This window comes from Lacihabitans sp. LS3-19 (genome assembly GCF_024343575.1).
GTDB lineage: Bacteria > Bacteroidota > Bacteroidia > Cytophagales > Spirosomataceae > Leadbetterella.
Window position 1 is genome coordinate 19,291 of record NZ_RJUA01000014.1, and the last position, 16,492, is coordinate 35,782.

Consider the following 16,492-nt stretch of genomic DNA (forward strand, 5'->3'; position numbering starts at 1 on the left):
TTACTTTATAAATTGTTCGAGTTTATTTAGGATGATAGGCCAAAGAATTTCTTTATGTTTTTTGCGAAAAAGGCTAAAGTGTCCAATTTCTTTTAAACCATAATCTTTGGGGTTTAGCCAATTGAAATTTATTGATTTTGAGCTTTTTACATGTTTCCAAAATGCTGTTACGTTTTTCTCAGTGGCTATGTCATCGTCTGTGGAGATATAGACCTCTATCGGGAAACTAATATTTTGAAAACCTTCAATTCCTTCAATGTTATTAAAGTATTTTTTATCAAAAAAGTAATCAGAAACACTACACCAATCTCGCCAATCGTTGAAAATGTTCTTTGGAATATCTTCCATAATTCCCAATTTTTTTAGTTTTCCATAGCCAAACAATGCCAAACTTATTGGTCTGATGATTTCAAAGAAATAAAAATTTCGGAATCGGTCTTTCAATTTCATGTTTCCACCATAACCCGAGGAGGTATTTACCGTCACCATACCTTTTACGTTTCCGTTTGTATTGGGCACCAAACCTATCATTTGGCCACCAACGCTATGTCCTAAAATTAAAAGAGGTAAGTTTGGAAACTCCTTTTTGCAAAAATCAATAGCAGCTGCCATGTCGTATTTTGCCCAATCTGTATATTGGTATATGATTCCCTTTAGTCCAGTTTTTGGCTTCGATTTGCCTATGCCGTGGTAGTCATAATACAAAACTGCGAAATTGTTGTCCATTAAATATTGAGCAAAAGAACTGTAGAATTCTTTCGGAACTGCTGTTGCCGAATTTATTTGTATTATGGCTTTCGGATTCTCTGGTTTTAGTAAAATTCCAGCCAGATTTACATCGTTTTTACTACTTATTTGAACCTTATTTGACATTTATACCAAACGTTTGTTTTATAAATAATTAATTTTTTTTTAATTCATTTTTGCCATTGTTCTCACAAAAACATCTTTGAGATATTGGTCGGAGTCATACAATTGGCTAAACATTACGGCTCCTTCAAACTCCATCACGGATTGTTCTGCCAATCTTTTTGAGGTGCTTTCTGTGTGTTTTTCTAAAAAAATGTGCGTCATAGCTGCTTTCCAATCATCAAAAACTCCTTTTAGTGTTTCTTTAAAAACCAATGCTTGGCCAGCGGTTTCCAGCGTAGTATTGCCCACAATACATCCTCCTTCAGTGCCCAAAAGGGCTTTTCCTAGCTTGAGAAGCATCTTTTCCATTCTTTCTTGACCAGATAATTCTATCAAATAGGCTATAGAAAATACTTTTGTTTGGAGATAAGTTCTGACGTTTTTTAATACTTCCTCCATAAGAATTTCTTTAGAAGGGAAATAATGGTAAAAACTGCCCTTCTGTAATCCGCAAGCTTGGGCAAGGTCGCTCATGGAAGTGTTGTAATAACCGTTTTTGCGGAACACCTTCAGGGCTTCCACTATAATTTCTTCCTTATTTGTTTTTGAAATAGGCATTCACAAACGTATAATTTTATTTTTTACAAAACAATCGTTTGGTAAAATATTATTTATTGGCTATTCTGCCATAAATGAACTTTATGAGTTTATATAGCAACCAAATTATTGTTGTAAAAATTATGAAAACGCCAATAAACATAAGAGTAGGATGACTAAGAATATTTGATAGCATGATTATTCTAGATTGTAATTTTTTGACATTTTCTATTTCCTCAGGTTTTTCTTCGATTTTAATGTCATAATCAAAACCAATAAGTCGAGGCATAAAACCTTTCCAAACGGCACCTTCGAGGCTAAAGATATGGATTTCGTCGGCAAATTGAGCGGCATGCCTCAAATCATTAGAAAGGTCTTCCCATGTAAGTGAAGGCATAGAAGGATCTATTCCGCCACCTGTACTTCCTAGTGCCACTGCTTTTAGATTTTGCTCTCTACCATTTACCTCCAAAATTCCGTAGGCATTTCCCATAAATGAAGTATAAAGCATCGGTATTTCTTTTTCGACTTTTACATCTAAAAATCCACTGAGTTGTTGTATAGAGGTAGTTCCGTTTTTAGTTTCATCTTTAATAAACGAAGCAAAATAACTTTCTATTGGATACCCATCTTTTTTTATGATTTCTAATAATTTATTATATGTTTTGAGTCCATCTATGATCTTTTTTTTGTCGTAAAGTCTTGGTGGTAAACTCATAAAAAACTTCCATTTGTTGGCTTTGAAAGCTTTTAGGTCGTTCATATCAAGCTCTAAATCTATGCCAATTCCTTTGAAAACAATCCCTTCTTTGTCAGCCCAAGCCTTAACTTCTTTATAACGTTCTATGGCCAATTCACCATTGCCCGCATGGAAAAAATAGCCTTTTTCTTCTGATAATAGTAACCAAGCCACCACAGGAATTCCTGCTTTATTTAATTCTCTCAATATTTCGGCTCGCTCGGGTGTTAAGTCCAAAATGCCCATTCTTATTTCCGCTTTTAGGGTAGAAAGCGTCGGAATTATTCTTGGGTCAGCGAAAAAAGTTTTTAATTCAGGTCCCTTCATTTCATTGAAAAATGAAAGTTGGGGAGTTTTGGCAAAGCAAGAATGGGTGAGGATAAATAAGAAAACTAAGATTGAGAAATTCTTTTTCATTTTTGGGTTGATTTTAAGGCTAAATATACTATATTTTTGAATCGTTTGAAACAAAAAAAGCCCATTCTTGCGAATGAGCTTTACCTATACTTAAGCTTCAATTTTTAAAATTCTATTGGCACTGAAACCATTGTTTTGTCCCAGGCAATATTCATGTCTGCTCCTTTGGTAGCACTTTTTGAAAACTGTATCGAAAAGTTTTCTACCATTTCTTCTGTTGGTTTAGTTTTAACTTTTACGCTCAATACATTGTCTTTTTCTTTATACTCTGCATCTCCCCAAACATCCAATTCTTTGTTTAGAATAATGGTCCATTCGTTTTCAGAAGGTATGGCAAATAACGTGTAGCTTCCTGCTTTTACCTTTTGTCCCATTATGGTAACGTTTTGATAAAACTTAATTTCAGAAGCTTCGTTGGCTCCTAATCTCCATAATTTGTCATAGGGCACCAATTTGCCAAAAATCTCTCTGTCTATTTTAGCTGGCCTTGTATAAGTAATACGAACACGGGCTTTTTCACCACCTATTTTTTCTGGAGCGTAAGTGCGATCATGGGCGTAATTGTCTGGGTAGTAAGACATATCCATCACGCTTTTGTCAAGACCCCTGAATTGTTGGGCTTGGGTGGTAATTGTAATAGTTAATAGAAGAATAATGTACGAAATGTTTTTTCTCATGATTTTAGTTTTTTCTCAAATATCGCTATTTTGTTCAAAAAGAATGTTGTTTAGATGACAAATTGGAGGTTTTTATCGGCTAATTACACTCAATAAACCTTATTGATAAATTCTTTCACTGCTTTTACGCTTGCTTTTGGGTCTTCTTCCATAGGTACATGACCTAGGTTTTTCAATATTACCAAAGTGTCATTTGGCAAATCGTCATGGAATTTATAGGCAGATTCCACAGGAATAAGTTGGTCACCGTCACCCCATAAAATTAAGGTAGGTACTTTTATAGTTTTAATTAGTTCGCTTGTATTGTTTTTGCTAGCTGTATTTTTTGTTGAAGCCAAACGCTCTTTAAACGCTTCTCGATTGCCCTCTCTTAGTGTAAGTTCATAATATCTATCAATCAATTCGTTTGAAACTTTTGATGGGTCAAAATAAACATTCTTAACACTGGATTCAACCATCGCTCTTGGCGTAATATATTCTAGTAAATTGCTTAAAATGGGTATTTTGGCCAATTTAAATGCTAATGGAACAGAGGTAGACTTTAGCGGATATCCTCCTGCATCTACCAATATTAGCTTTTCTATTTTTTCAGGATGCTCAATTGCGTAATTCCAGCTAACCGATCCTCCTAAAGAGTTTCCTCCCAAAATGCACCGATTTTTTTTTAGCTTAATTAACAAACTGTCCAGCATTTCTACATAAGCTTTTTGCGAATAATCGTGATTGGCATTTGGCCCAGTAAGTCCGTAAGCTGGTAAATCGAAGGTAATAATGCGTTTTGTTTCTTTAAGTTCAGAGACCCAAGGTTCCCAAGTATGAAGGCTCGCAGCAGTGCCATGGATAAGCACTAAAGGTAAAGAGTCTGAAGCTAGACCTTGATCTCTAAAATGCACCTGAATACCATTAATCGGCATAAATTCCGATTCTTCATTTGCGTATTTGGATTTTAAATAATCTACGGATAAATCATTCTTCCAAAACGTAATAATCAAAGCCAAAAGGCCAACAAAAAGTGTAATAAATAGTATTTTTAGAAATTTCATTTAATCGTTATTCCTTTCGAAAAAGCAACGTTTATTTTTTTAATAGATTAATATTTAATTAATTACCTGTATTTCGTAGTAAACGATAAAATTAATCACAATTTCGATATTTTTTTTAAAAGGCTGTATATTACCTATGATATTTGAAGAAATATTTATTGTACCAAAAGCTTTAAAATTGGTCTAAAACCAACTTCTTTGCTCGGTACTTCTATGAATTGTTTATTATTTATTTCTAAAGCTTTTGCTTCGGAGTTCCAACTACCGCCTTTTACAGCTTTAGGTTCATCGGTCATTTCTGATACATTTCCGCTCATTTGATATACTCCAAATGCGTTTTTATAAAATGAATAAACATCTGATGTAATTACAGAAATATTACCGTTTATGGGTTCACCTGTTTTATAATTAGCTAAGTATTTTCCTTTTCCGGTTTTTAAATAAGGGCTGCCCCAAGGAAACATAGAGGTATGTTTATCTCCCCTTGCTGCTCTTACCCATTCTGCTTCACTTGGTAGTTTAATTTCTATTTTTTCTTTTGATTCTAATTCTGCATTTATTGTCTTTTCTAACCATCGGCAGTATATTTTTGCAGCGTTATAACTCACACCAACTACAGGATAGTTTTTAAAACCAGGATAAGTAAAATATTGATTTTTGAAATCTTCATTTTTACCATTTGGGCTACTCCATACCTCAGGATCAGGAAGAGCTTTTTGGTAGTCGGGTGTATTTTTGATAGCTTTTAGAAACTCTTGATAGTCTAAATTGCTGACCTCAGATTTTAGAATATAAAACTCTTTTACCTCCTGAAATTTGTCATCCACTTTTGCTTTTCCAGCAGGAATGTATGCCCAGTTTCCTTTTATTATTTTATCAAGTTTTTTTGAGATGGTAGGTTTAGAAGTCCAAGAAATGAAAATAAATGCGACAAAGATTGAAGTGAATAATAATTTTTTCATGATAAATAGGTGTTTTTAATTTGGATTTTTAACGAAAAGAAACGCACTTTATTTTTGAAAAATTTATAGCATAAAGAAAGATTCGAGATTTTCAAAATTTATATGATATCGCGTATGTTTTAATTCGCCGGTTTTAGTGAGTGCATTAATACTTACCAATTCTTGTAAATCTCTTGTTGCTGTTGCAGATGATGTCCCACAAATTGTTTTATAATTTGCAGCACTTAAACCACCTTTAAATCCAACAATGCCTTCTTCAAAAACACGAAGTAAAACCTTTAATTGTCTTTCGTTTAAGGAGGAATTGAATTTTATAAAAAACTTGGTTTTTGCTATAATAAATTCTATTAATTTGATTGTATATTCTTGAGATTCTAAAATTTTTTTTCCAAAAAACAACAGCCATTTGTCTATATTCAAACTAAAATTTGAACTCTGAAGTGCCTCATAATATTCTTTTTTATTTAATTCAATGACTTTTGAGAACGAATTTAGCGTAGGCGTTTTTAGTTTTTGTGAAATTGCCTTTTCAACTAAAGCCCTACCCAATCTGCCGTTCCCATCTTCAAAAGGGTGAATTATTTCAAAAACCAAATGTGCAATTCCGACAAATTCAATGAAAGAATATTTTTCAGAATTCGATATGTTTTCCAAATACCAATTGATAAATTGCTCCATTTCGGATTTAACAACTGCTGATGGTGGGGCTTCATAATATACTTTTGGAGCATTCAAATTTCCTGAAACAATTTGCATAGGTTCAATATGCTGCCTGTAATTTCCAATTACTTCAATATCTCTTCTGCCATTCATGAGCATTTTGTGCCATTCAAAAAATGTCTGGTGAGCAAGTGTTTGGTCAAATTTAAGATGCACATCTACCATCATTTCAGAAACACCAGCTGCATTGGCAGGTATTTTTATATAATCGGTTTTTAAACCAAGATGCTTTCTGATAGAACTTTGGACGGATTCTCTTTGTAATATTTCACCTTCGATACCTGATGAAGAAACAGCTTCTTGAGTTAAAATTTCTATTTTAAGATTTTCTATATCATTTGGCTGAATATGACTTATTATGCCAATTATTTTACCTGAATTCTGAAGAAATTCATTCTCCAATTCCACTAATTTTGAAGAATCATATTCGAAATTTGGCCAGTTTTTATTTTCCCAGATCCATTGCATGAGCTATAGAAATTGTTTTTATAGCTCAAATATAATCAAATTATGAGTTATAGAAAGTGTTTTTATAAATCAAATTTTTAAAATCATTTTGAATATTTGGCAAATTTCTAACTTTATCTTGCCATAATAATCATTCCCAAGCCTACCAAATAGCACAATAGCATAATGTTGAGTAAGGTAGAAGTGCCTTTTGGAGCATCTTTAAATTCTTTCCAAATAAATATTCCCCAAATAGCCGCTATAATTGTTGCACCTTGCCCCAAACCATAAGAAATGGCAGCACCTGCTTTGTCCGAAGCCAATATGCTGAAAGACATGCCGATACACCAAATAGAACCTCCCAAAATTCCCATCAAATGACTCTTGCTAGTGCCTTTGAAATAATCTCCAAAACTAACAGGATCACCTACGAAAGGTTTATACATTAAGATGGTATTGATGATAAAATTGCTTAGAAATATACCTATTGAAAAGAATACCACGGCGGTGTAAGGACTAAGTTTACCAGCTTCAGGTTGTGTGAAGTCAGTAAACATGCTGTTTGCTACATATTTATAAAATAATCCCATCAACAAACCGGCAATTACCGACAGTGCTAAGCCTTTTGTTGAAACTTTAGACGCGGCAGATGCCATTTTACGGTATGCTGAGGCATTTAATAATATAGCAGCTACAACCAATGCTACACCCAAAAACAACAAAGTCGAATTGCCCAATGGATTGTCAAGATAGTTTACAATTACGCCAACTACCAAAGCTAAACCTATCCCGACTGGAAATGCAACGGACATGCCCGCGATGGAAATTGCAGCCACGAGCAAAATATTGGCAATATTAAATACCAATCCTCCAATCAAAGCCGAATTGATATTGCCTTGATCTGCTTGGTGGAAATCTTCCAGAAAACTTCTGCCACCTTCCCCGGAACTGCCTAAAGTAAAAGCAAAAAGTAAACTTGTAAGCAGTATGCCGATCACATAGTCCCAATAAAAAAGCTCAAATCTCCAACCTGCGTTGGCGAGTTTTTGGGTATTTGCCCAAGAGCCCCAACAAAGCATAGTAACTATGCAAAAAAGGACTGCAATAGAATAGTTTTCAATGATAAACATAATAGTTTTAAATTTTTTTAGGGTTATTTAAAAAATATCCGTGTCTAATCCCTTAGATCCGTGTGCTAATCATGACTTTTCAATTCTTCTTAGGAAAAAACTTCTTCGGACCAAAACGATAAATTGTCTGGTTAGTAAAATCATTGGCTTGGTCACTATAAACTAACACCTCACTCACTCTACAATCTAAAGTTTGGCTAGGGTTCAAGATTTTTAATTTCACCTGATGTTTTCCTTTTGGAATGTCATATTTCCAAGCTATTTCATGTCTTCGGTCTTTAAAACTTGTCGGTAAAAGGGCTTTTTCTATAAGTTTATCATCTAAATAAACTTCTACTTCGAATACATACTGACTTTCAGAAGCCCATTTTGCCATTTCGCCTTTTACGACAAATCCAGTACCTTCAAAATCGAAACTGTACTCATCTTTAAGATTTACATTTGCATAAACTTTGTCTACCGGATATACACCTTCAAAACTCTTTTCCATTTTTACAGTTTCGGGTTTTTGTAGAGCTATCGTGATTTTATCCCCATTAATTTTGCCGCCATTTCTTTCAATATTTTGAAGTGCGTGTTTGAATCCAATATCATAAACTTTGTTTAATGAAATGGTAGTGTATTTAAAATCAATGTCTTCTGCTTCTTTTAAACCCATTTTCCAATAGTCTGGGATATTTGAATAACCCAAAACAGTTCCCAAAATTCCACCTGCTGAGGAAGGATTACAGTCGGCATCTTGGCCGCAACGTGTCGTTATTTCCATGGTTTGGGTATAGTCGCCGTTGCCGTATAATAAACCCAAAACCACATAAGCCGAGTTTAAGGTTGCGTCTATGTTGAAAGGTGCAAAAACACCGTCTGGACAACCAATATCTTGAGCCCATTTGTCTTGTAAGGCATACCAAGTTTTTTTCCAGTCCGTCGGATTTGCCTTGTGTAATACGATCACATCTGCTATACATTTGTAATAATTACTTTCTTTTGGTATAGTCTTAAGTGCCTCATTTATAATGTATTTGATGTCTGTGGACGTAAATGCCAATGTGTAACAAGCTCCAAGAAATACGCCTCCATAATAGCCATCGCCGGAGTTCATGATATGGCCAATTTTGTCAGAAATAGCAGATGCAGTATTTGGCATTCCGGGAGACATCAAACCAGCGAAATCACATTCGATTTGATAGTCGATACAGTCGGCATGTGGGTTATTTTTCCATTGGCCAGACTCTGGTGCCGATATGCCATGCAAAATATTATATCTGGCGGCTTGGTTCGCATGCCAAAGTGCATAACCAGCATTGGCGAAGGCATTGGCATGTGAAGAAACTGGAGCATCCAGACCTTCTTTTTCGAAAACATCGACAAATGTCAAATCCATGTAAAGATCATCGTACAAGCCTGGATTATTGAGCATTGTTTTTTTGAGGTAACCATCATACCAAGGCACAGGTTGATATTCGTTGATGATGGTGCCATTGTATCGAAATTCCATCGGTCCGCCAAAAGTCACGCCTATGGTTTGACCTGCCCAGCCTCCCATTATTTTGTCTTTCAATTGGGTTTTGGTAAAGGTTATAGTTTTTTGTTGAGCAAAGGAAATATTTCCCAAAATCAGAATTAAAAAAACGACTTTAAAAACTTTCATATATCTTATAATTAGTGTTTTATGATAATTATTTTTTGTTTAATTATTGAATAGAAATTTTATTTTGTTGGATTTTTAAAAATAGAATTTTAAAAGAAAACTAAAGAAGTGCAATCAAATTTATATCAATTATTTGAACCATGTATTCAAATCTTCAATTGTAAAATCGTAAATCGTAAATCGTAAATCGTAAATCGAATCAATCGAAAATCTCCTCATCTTTCCAAATTTTGCAACATATACCCTTGCATTATTCTTTTCAAAAACTCATTGGAATCTATCCAAACGCCTATTTCGGCATTGGGTGGTTTTGTTTCATTCATTCTTGTAAAACCTTGATCATCAACATAAGTATTGACTTTTTTAGTTTTAAAAAGCTCTGGATAAATGATCATGCCAATGGCCACAGGGTCAAACAAGGTGGGCGTTTCGTGCCCCCAAAGTACATAAAGGGCAGACAATGCGTTGGTAATCGGCGACTGACGCATAAGCAATAAATCTCTTTTGGCTTTGTCGAGTTTTACCATGGCGGTTACGTCCAAACCAGCGTATACTATGTCTGCACCAGAGTTTACAAATTTTTGCGAAGCGGGAATATCCACTTTTACGTTCCATTCCGCGTTGATTTCTGGGCTAGTATTGTAGCCAATATAAAACGAACCAAACATGGCATAAACTTTCTTTGCCATTTTGAGGGCATTCGGGTCTTTGTCTATCACATCTGCCATATTAGTGACTGGACCGACAGAAATGATAATGACTTCTTTGGGGTATTTTTTGATGTTTTCAATGATAAAATCCGCCGCTGATTGCTTAATAGGTTGCAATTTATTGAAGTCTTTTGCCCAATAATATTGCTCTGCATACCAATTGGCACGAGCATCTTTTGAGGAAGTATTTCTTCCCAAGGCAACAGGTATATGGCTTTGGCCTGTTTCATAAAGCATTTTTTGAGCTACTTTTGCCCGATCGTCAGTTCTGCCATAGCAAGTCGTAATTCCCAAAATCTCGAGTTTGTCTTGTTGGGTTAAAAGCATCGCCAAAGCAAAAGCATCATCTATATCATCTCCTAAGTCGCAATCAAAGATTACTTTTTGTCTTTGTGCATTTGTCCAGAAACTAATAATGAGGAAGAATACTGTAAATCTTTTTTTCATTTTTAAAATTAGCTATTTAGTTCATTTCGGTAAGGAATCGAAGCTTGAGCACCCATTCGGGTTACGGATATAGATGCAGCTTGGCAAGCAAACTTTACGGCATTTTCTATAGTTTTGCCTTCTAATACGCCCACACAAAAAGCTCCACTAAAGCAATCTCCTGCAGCAGTTGTGTCTAATGCATCTACTTTTTCGGTTGATATTATACCCGAAAAATTTTCATTTTTAAGGTAAGCTCCTTTTGAGCCTAAGGTTATCACAACATTTTCCACCCCTTTTTGCATTAAAATTTCTGCGGCTTTTTGAGCAGAGTTTTCATCTGTTACACTTATTCCTGTTAAAATTTCAGCTTCTGTTTCATTGGGTGTAATTGCGAACAAATATTGGAATATTTCCTCTGGTAAATTCGTGGCAGGTGCTGGATTTAAAACAATTTTAAGCCCTTTTGCTGCCGCATTTTTAATGGTATGAATTACAGTTTCTAGTGGGGTTTCTAATTGTATTAACAATAAATCTTCAGCTTCGAAAATTAAACTTGCTTTATCTAATTCATTTTCAGAAAGTGTGCTGTTAGCTCCAGAAGCTACCGTGATGCTGTTTTCTCCTTTTGCATCAACGTTTATTAGGGCTACACCTGAAGGTAGAATTGGGTCAGTAAAAACAAAAGAAGTATCAATGCCTTCTTTGTCAAATTGTTGAAGTGCTTGGTCGCCGAAAATGTCTGTACCAACTTTGCAAACGAAGACGGTTTTGCCTCCAAGTCTAGCCGCCGCAACAGCCTGATTTGCTCCTTTACCACCTGCGTTCATAAAAAACTCTCCTCCAAGGATGGTCTCACCGGGGGCGGGTAATTTGCCCGACTTTATGACCATGTCGGTATTTGAGCTACCAACTACAATTATTTTATTCAAGATTTTATCAAAATATATCTAAATAAAGTCATATTTATTGAAATATTCAAATTTGCCGGAGATAAATTTTATTATTGTAGATTTAGACCTGAGGATGTATATTTATCGGCAATTTCTAAAGGAATTTTCGAATCTGTAATTAAGTTTTTTACATAAGATATTTCCGCAAAAGGCAGGTATTTATCTTTTTCAAATTTGGTGGAATCACAAAGAAAGAAAGTTTCCAGAGCATTGTTTGCCATAGTCATAGTCATTTCTGCTTCTTTTTCAGAGCTTGAACTTAAACCGTTTTTTATAGAAATCCCATCAACACCTAAAAAAGCTTTATTGGCTTTGTATCTGGTTATGTGCTCATTCGCTATTTTGCCATGGGCCGCCTGTCTTTCTGCGTCTATTTCGCCTCCAGCAAAATTCACTTGTACCTCAGTGTTTAAAAGTTCGTTAACTATTGGAAGTGAATTCGTTACGACTTTTATTTTTTTACTTTTTATATATGGGCACATCCTAAAAACCGTACTTCCGCAATCTAAAAAAACAATATCGCCATCTTGAATAAGTTTGGCTGCTTTTACACATATTTCGTCTTTCAAGTCAGCATTTATTGTGGATTTGTTGGCAAAGTCAATTGGGGTTTTAGTAAGGCTGATTTTCATTGCTCCTCCGTGTGTTCTGTAAACCAAGCCATCCTCTGCTAAAGTATTTAAATCTCTCCTTATAGTTATTTCGGAAGTTCGCATTAAAAACGCCAAAGATTGAACTTCAACGGAGCCATTTTGCTCTATTATTTCTAAAATTTTAGGCTTTCTAGTTTGGAAACTCATTCTAAGTTTTATATTTGTTCAAAAATAATCAAAAATAAACAAAAACAATCAAAATGAATATAAAAAATATTAAGAAGGAGGTGCTTTCCGACAATTGGTATGTTTTGCAAAAAGTTACCTTTGATCACCAAATGAAAAATGGAGAATGGGTCACGCAAAGTAGAGAAGCTTATGACAGAGGAAACGGAGCTGTTATTTTATTGTACAATAAAACTAAACAGAAAGTTATTCTGACCAAACAGTTTAGAATGCCGACTTATCTTAATGGCAATCTTGATGGCATGCTTATAGAAGCTTGTGCGGGACTTTTGGATGCCGATAATCCGGAGGATTGTATCAAACGCGAAACTGAAGAGGAAACAGGCTACAAATTAAGCGAGGTAAAAAAGGTTTTTGAAGTTTACATGTCGCCCGGCTCGGTTACTGAGATATTGTATTTTTTTGTTGCCGAATATTCTGAAGATTTAAAAATTAATGAAGGTGGAGGTATTGATAATGAAAATATTGAGGTGCTTGAGTTAGATTTCGAAGAATCCTTAAAAATGATTAAAACAGGAGAGATAAAAGATGCAAAAACCATTATGTTACTTCAATACTTAAAATTGGAAAACTTGATGGGATGAAAATAAAGTTTTTTTTAGCCAGGAATACATTCATTAATATAGATATTCATAACTCACTGATTAGTGAAAATTAAAGCATTAGTGGCAATTGGTTTAGTATTTTTAGCCACAAATTGACAAATGAACACTAATGATTTTTACCGTTTAGATTAGTGAAAATTAGTGCATTCGTGGCATTTGGTTTAGTATTTTTTGCCATGAATATACGAATGAATACAAATTTTTTTTACGTTTAGATTGGTTAAAACTAGTGTATTAGAGGCAATTGATTTAGTATTTATGCCACGAATTCACGAATAATCACGAATTATTTTTAACGTCTAGATCAGTGAAAATTAGTGCATTTGTGGCAATTGGGTTTATTTTTTTTGCCACGAATGCACGAATGAACACGAATAATTTTTACGTTTAGATTGGTTAAAAATAGTGCATTATTGGTAATCGGTTTTGTTTTTTTGCCACGAATTCACAATTGAACACGAATGATTTTAACTTCTAGATTAGTGAAAATTAGTGCATTCGTGGCTTTTGGTTTTCTCGTAACATTTAGCAATTACCAATTAATCAACAGGCTCCCACAATTCGATTTTGTTGCCTTCCAAGTCTAAAATATGGACAAATTTACCGTAATCATACGTCTCGATTTTATCTAGGATTGTCACGTTTTCTTTGCGTAGTTCTTCGACCATAGCTTCCAAGTTTTCAACTCTATAGTTTATCATAAACTCCTTTGTTGATGGTTCGAAATATTTCGTGGTTTCTGGAAATGGATTCCACTGCGTTTGTCCTGTTTTGGTGCTATCATCATTGTCTTTCCACTCAAATGTCGTTCCATAAGGCGTGGTGTCAAATCCTAGGTGTGTTTTATACCATTCGTTTGTTGCCTTTGGGTCTTTGCTCTTAAAGAAAATTCCCCCAATGCCAGTCACTCTTTTCATGTTTGAATAATGTTTTTTATTTATTAATATAGAATTGAATCTATATCCTAAAAGAAATGAAATAGTAATTAATTTATCGTCAAAATAGTTTTTTTCATTCTCTGATAGTTTTTGTTTTAAATATTTGATTTATAGTGTTTTAAATTTTTAAAAAACAAGAAATCCAGCAAATGTTAAATTTCAAATTGGGTTATAAGCTCACTTTTCATAATGCTTTGGATCAAGTGCTGATGGAGACCAATTTTGGAAAAAAGCCAACACTTTTTTTGTGCTATGTCCTTTGCCTTCCTCAAGATATGCACTGTTTTCGGTATGGATTCTATTCCCTTTTCCATCTAAAACTACAAAAACTGGAAAACCAAATCGCTGCGGAAAATCCAATGAAGCCAATACCTCTTTGTTGTAGTTTTCGGGACTATAATTTAAATGGTATATTACAAAATTCTTATCGACGGCATTTCTCAATGTATCATTCGAGTTTATTTTTCGGTCAAATAAAAGGCACCAAGAGCACCAATTTCCTCCAATTTGTAATAACACATGTTTTCCTTCGGCATTAGCTTTTTTTATTGCTGAAGCTATTTCTGCTTTAGCATCTTCTGTTGGATCGTATAATTTTTTATTGATTTGTGTCGTCGTACTTTGTGCTAATATGAGTTTGCTGATTAGTAAAAATGTTAAAGTAAAGAGATTAATTCTTTTCATTATTCTTGAATTTTTTAAATGAAGTATATTTGGCTTAAAATATGATTTTAGTTTTTCTAGAATATTAAACCAATATGGTTTTTGAATTATAAAGTTTCAGCGTCAACATCTTTAATAAATTGTATAACGCCATCCATGAATACTTTTTGATCATCCCACATGGCCAAGTGGCTACCGTTTGGACAATAGAGATATCGGCCCTTTTGTACCATTTTGCTTTGTTCTTCCATCGCTTTTGGGTCCATAGTGTCATATTTGGCACCAATCATTAAAGTCGGAACTGCGATTTCTTTTAAACGATTTTTTATGTCCCAGTTGGCTAATCGCCCGCTAATTCCAAACTCGCTCGGACCTTGCATCAAGGTATATACTTCCATATTTCCGTGTTTCATTGATCGGTTAAATCCATCTGGCCATTCTTCCAAGCGGCACAAATGTTCTTTGTAATAATTTGGGAGGAGCAATTCCATATAGCGAGGATTATCAAAATCTTTTTTGGCTTCTATGGCTCTGATTTCGGCAAGTACTTCTGGCTTCATTTGCTTTCCAAGTACTTCGTCGGCATATTTGCCATATTCTGGAGCACTCGCTACCATGTTGGCTACCAACAATCCTTTTAAATTCTTTTGGTATTTCAAGGCATATTCCATGGCAAGTATGCCTCCCCAAGAGTTGCCAAGTACATAAAAATTTGAACTATCTGCCCCTATAGCCTGTCGAACTTGTTCCACTTCTTCCACAAAACGCTCGGTAGTCCATAAACTTTGGTCTTTGGGTTGGTCGCTGTAGTATGAACCCAACTGGTCGTATTCATAAAACTCAAAACCTTGTCTTTGAAAAAACGTTTCGAAACACTCCATATATTCATGCGTCATAGCTGGACCTCCGTGCAAAAGCAATATTTTTATTTTTGGATTGGTGCCAAAACGCTTGGTCCAAACCTTAAAATCGCCAACTGGAGTTTTGATCGGAATCATTTTTACTCCACCAGATTCTGGGGAATCTCCGTAGTTGAAATAATTTTCCTGTGAAACCTCCGACGAGGTAGTTTTTTGTTGACAAGAAAAAGTAAAACTAATGGCTAAAATGAAAATGAGGGTTCGCATACATCTATAATTTAAATGGTTATTTGCTTTAATGGCCAAAGGAAAGCCATTGTACCAAAGTACAAATAAACCTCAAACGGTGCAAATGCTTTTATTTAGTTGATTAATTATTAGAGTATTCTAAGAATTATAATAATATGAAAGCCAGATAAAATGCTAAAAATGAATACGTTTAGAGAAATGAATCGGAAGGATGTTAAATTTTTGACTTGAGTGTTTTTTCATGTTTGGCTTCTACTTTAAAAATAGCGAAATTTATTTTTTTAAATTCTAAAAGTATCATTTTATAGGTTATTTTCAATATAGTATCCTATTATTTCAATATTAAAATATGCCATATTTATTAATTATAGCTATTTGACCGGCATGATATGCTGTATGCGAAACAATCCTCCCAAAGGCCTCAATCTTGCTTTTTGTGCCAAATTCTTTTGTGCTTATTTCTATCTCCCAGTCAGCGTCAGTTTGTTTTTCAACAATTGTTCTCAAACTTTCAAATGAATATTTAATGTATTCAATTAGCTCTCCAAGGTTTGTCCATTCGCCTGTGTCTCTCTTATCTATTACCGTTTTTGCGGTGACTTTTATGTCAGCTGCTCCGAATACATTTTTTGAAAAAAGCAATTCAACATCTCCAATATGTCGAAGGAGGAAACCTACAGAATTGGGCGATAAACCTAGTTTCTTTTTCAAATCCTCTTCTTTTATGTTTTCCAATTGGTTTGAGAGTCGTGTTCGAGCCTCAGTAAGAAGTTCAATTTGTAATTCAGTTTTTGTTTTCATTGGTCTTTTTTTTGAGATTTAATTATTTCATTTTCTGCAAATTAGCTTTTATTCTTGAAAGGTCTCTTCCTGTTTTCTCCTGAATCAATTTGTGTTTGGTAATGCTAAAACCGAAATTCTATTTGTACATTAAAAAATCCAGCGTCTTATCTTTTTCAATTAAATCAAAGTAATGTTTTTGCCCTAATTAAATATCAAATTGGAAGTAAATAACGT

General features: G+C 34.4%; 17 protein-coding genes. 1 reads left to right on the forward strand and 16 read right to left on the reverse strand.

Annotated features, from left to right (window positions below; genetic code table 11):
• From EGI22_RS11465 to EGI22_RS11520, 12 genes are all read right to left on the reverse strand, one after another.
• The gene (locus EGI22_RS11465) at positions 1–873 is read right to left on the reverse strand and encodes an alpha/beta fold hydrolase (protein ID WP_255068532.1); all 873 of its coding nucleotides are present in this window, start codon (positions 871–873) and stop codon (positions 1–3) included.
• Positions 874–912: 39 nt separating this feature from the next.
• A complete protein-coding gene (locus tag EGI22_RS11470) occupies positions 913–1,470 on the reverse strand; it encodes a TetR/AcrR family transcriptional regulator (protein WP_255068534.1) in 558 nt (185 codons plus the stop codon).
• A gap of 49 nt (positions 1,471–1,519) precedes the next feature.
• Positions 1,520–2,605 (reverse strand): hypothetical protein, encoded by a 1,086-nt coding sequence (locus tag EGI22_RS11475; RefSeq protein WP_255068535.1) that lies wholly within the window; start codon positions 2,603–2,605, stop codon positions 1,520–1,522.
• Positions 2,606–2,709: 104 nt separating this feature from the next.
• Positions 2,710–3,282, reverse strand: a complete 573-nt coding sequence (locus EGI22_RS11480; RefSeq protein WP_255068536.1) for a DUF2911 domain-containing protein — start codon at positions 3,280–3,282, stop codon at positions 2,710–2,712.
• A gap of 89 nt (positions 3,283–3,371) precedes the next feature.
• The gene (locus EGI22_RS11485) at positions 3,372–4,325 is read right to left on the reverse strand and encodes an alpha/beta fold hydrolase (RefSeq protein ID WP_255068537.1); all 954 of its coding nucleotides are present in this window, start codon (positions 4,323–4,325) and stop codon (positions 3,372–3,374) included.
• Between the two features lie 155 nt (positions 4,326–4,480).
• Complete coding sequence (locus EGI22_RS11490; protein ID WP_255068538.1) at positions 4,481–5,287, reverse strand: SUMF1/EgtB/PvdO family nonheme iron enzyme; 807 nt, start codon at positions 5,285–5,287, stop codon at positions 4,481–4,483.
• Positions 5,288–5,350: 63 nt separating this feature from the next.
• Positions 5,351–6,475, reverse strand: a complete 1,125-nt coding sequence (locus EGI22_RS11495; protein ID WP_255068539.1) for a Fic family protein — start codon at positions 6,473–6,475, stop codon at positions 5,351–5,353.
• 113 nt (positions 6,476–6,588) lie between these two features.
• On the reverse strand, positions 6,589–7,584 hold the full coding sequence (locus EGI22_RS11500) for a GRP family sugar transporter (protein ID WP_255068540.1): 996 nt from the start codon (positions 7,582–7,584) through the stop codon (positions 6,589–6,591).
• A gap of 79 nt (positions 7,585–7,663) precedes the next feature.
• Positions 7,664–9,232: an ADP-ribosylglycohydrolase family protein gene (locus tag EGI22_RS11505; protein WP_255068541.1), complete on the reverse strand. Its 1,569-nt coding sequence runs from the start codon at positions 9,230–9,232 to the stop codon at positions 7,664–7,666.
• Positions 9,233–9,447: 215 nt separating this feature from the next.
• Positions 9,448–10,389: a nucleoside hydrolase gene (locus EGI22_RS11510; RefSeq protein ID WP_255068542.1), complete on the reverse strand. Its 942-nt coding sequence runs from the start codon at positions 10,387–10,389 to the stop codon at positions 9,448–9,450.
• 8 nt (positions 10,390–10,397) lie between these two features.
• A complete protein-coding gene (gene rbsK / locus EGI22_RS11515) occupies positions 10,398–11,300 on the reverse strand; it encodes a ribokinase (RefSeq protein ID WP_262925435.1) in 903 nt (300 codons plus the stop codon).
• Between the two features lie 71 nt (positions 11,301–11,371).
• Complete coding sequence (locus EGI22_RS11520) at positions 11,372–12,121, reverse strand: DeoR/GlpR family DNA-binding transcription regulator (protein ID WP_255068543.1); 750 nt, start codon at positions 12,119–12,121, stop codon at positions 11,372–11,374.
• Positions 12,122–12,174: 53 nt separating this feature from the next.
• On the opposite strand from EGI22_RS11520, the gene nudK reads away from it, so the two are divergent.
• A complete protein-coding gene (gene nudK, locus EGI22_RS11525) occupies positions 12,175–12,744 on the forward strand; it encodes a GDP-mannose pyrophosphatase NudK (RefSeq protein WP_255068544.1) in 570 nt (189 codons plus the stop codon).
• A 560-nt stretch (positions 12,745–13,304) separates the two neighbouring features.
• Here the strand turns inward: nudK and EGI22_RS11530 are convergent.
• From EGI22_RS11530 to EGI22_RS11545, 4 genes are all read right to left on the reverse strand, one after another.
• Entirely contained in the window at positions 13,305–13,682 is a 378-nt protein-coding gene (locus EGI22_RS11530) for a VOC family protein (RefSeq protein WP_255068545.1), read from the reverse strand.
• Between the two features lie 198 nt (positions 13,683–13,880).
• Positions 13,881–14,387, reverse strand: coding sequence for a thioredoxin family protein (locus EGI22_RS11535; RefSeq protein WP_255068546.1), 507 nt, complete (start codon positions 14,385–14,387; stop codon positions 13,881–13,883).
• A gap of 86 nt (positions 14,388–14,473) precedes the next feature.
• Entirely contained in the window at positions 14,474–15,493 is a 1,020-nt protein-coding gene (locus EGI22_RS11540; RefSeq protein ID WP_255068548.1) for a proline-specific peptidase family protein, read from the reverse strand.
• A gap of 324 nt (positions 15,494–15,817) precedes the next feature.
• A complete protein-coding gene (locus tag EGI22_RS11545; protein ID WP_255068549.1) occupies positions 15,818–16,276 on the reverse strand; it encodes a DinB family protein in 459 nt (152 codons plus the stop codon).
• Between the last annotated feature and the right edge of the window lie 216 nt (positions 16,277–16,492).

Coding starts and splice junctions, on each gene's coding strand:
- EGI22_RS11465 (WP_255068532.1), bottom strand. CDS start 873: ATGTCAAATAAGGTTCAAATAAGTAGTAAAAACGATGTAAATCTGGCT.
- EGI22_RS11470 (WP_255068534.1), bottom strand. CDS start 1,470: ATGCCTATTTCAAAAACAAATAAGGAAGAAATTATAGTGGAAGCCCTG.
- EGI22_RS11475 (WP_255068535.1), bottom strand. CDS start 2,605: ATGAAAAAGAATTTCTCAATCTTAGTTTTCTTATTTATCCTCACCCAT.
- EGI22_RS11480 (WP_255068536.1), bottom strand. CDS start 3,282: ATGAGAAAAAACATTTCGTACATTATTCTTCTATTAACTATTACAATT.
- EGI22_RS11485 (WP_255068537.1), bottom strand. CDS start 4,325: ATGAAATTTCTAAAAATACTATTTATTACACTTTTTGTTGGCCTTTTG.
- EGI22_RS11490 (WP_255068538.1), bottom strand. CDS start 5,287: ATGAAAAAATTATTATTCACTTCAATCTTTGTCGCATTTATTTTCATT.
- EGI22_RS11495 (WP_255068539.1), bottom strand. CDS start 6,475: ATGCAATGGATCTGGGAAAATAAAAACTGGCCAAATTTCGAATATGAT.
- EGI22_RS11500 (WP_255068540.1), bottom strand. CDS start 7,584: ATGTTTATCATTGAAAACTATTCTATTGCAGTCCTTTTTTGCATAGTT.
- EGI22_RS11505 (WP_255068541.1), bottom strand. CDS start 9,232: ATGAAAGTTTTTAAAGTCGTTTTTTTAATTCTGATTTTGGGAAATATT.
- EGI22_RS11510 (WP_255068542.1), bottom strand. CDS start 10,389: ATGAAAAAAAGATTTACAGTATTCTTCCTCATTATTAGTTTCTGGACA.
- EGI22_RS11520 (WP_255068543.1), bottom strand. CDS start 12,121: ATGAGTTTCCAAACTAGAAAGCCTAAAATTTTAGAAATAATAGAGCAA.
- nudK (WP_255068544.1), top strand. CDS start 12,175: ATGAATATAAAAAATATTAAGAAGGAGGTGCTTTCCGACAATTGGTAT.
- EGI22_RS11530 (WP_255068545.1), bottom strand. CDS start 13,682: ATGAAAAGAGTGACTGGCATTGGGGGAATTTTCTTTAAGAGCAAAGAC.
- EGI22_RS11535 (WP_255068546.1), bottom strand. CDS start 14,387: ATGAAAAGAATTAATCTCTTTACTTTAACATTTTTACTAATCAGCAAA.
- EGI22_RS11540 (WP_255068548.1), bottom strand. CDS start 15,493: ATGCGAACCCTCATTTTCATTTTAGCCATTAGTTTTACTTTTTCTTGT.
- EGI22_RS11545 (WP_255068549.1), bottom strand. CDS start 16,276: ATGAAAACAAAAACTGAATTACAAATTGAACTTCTTACTGAGGCTCGA.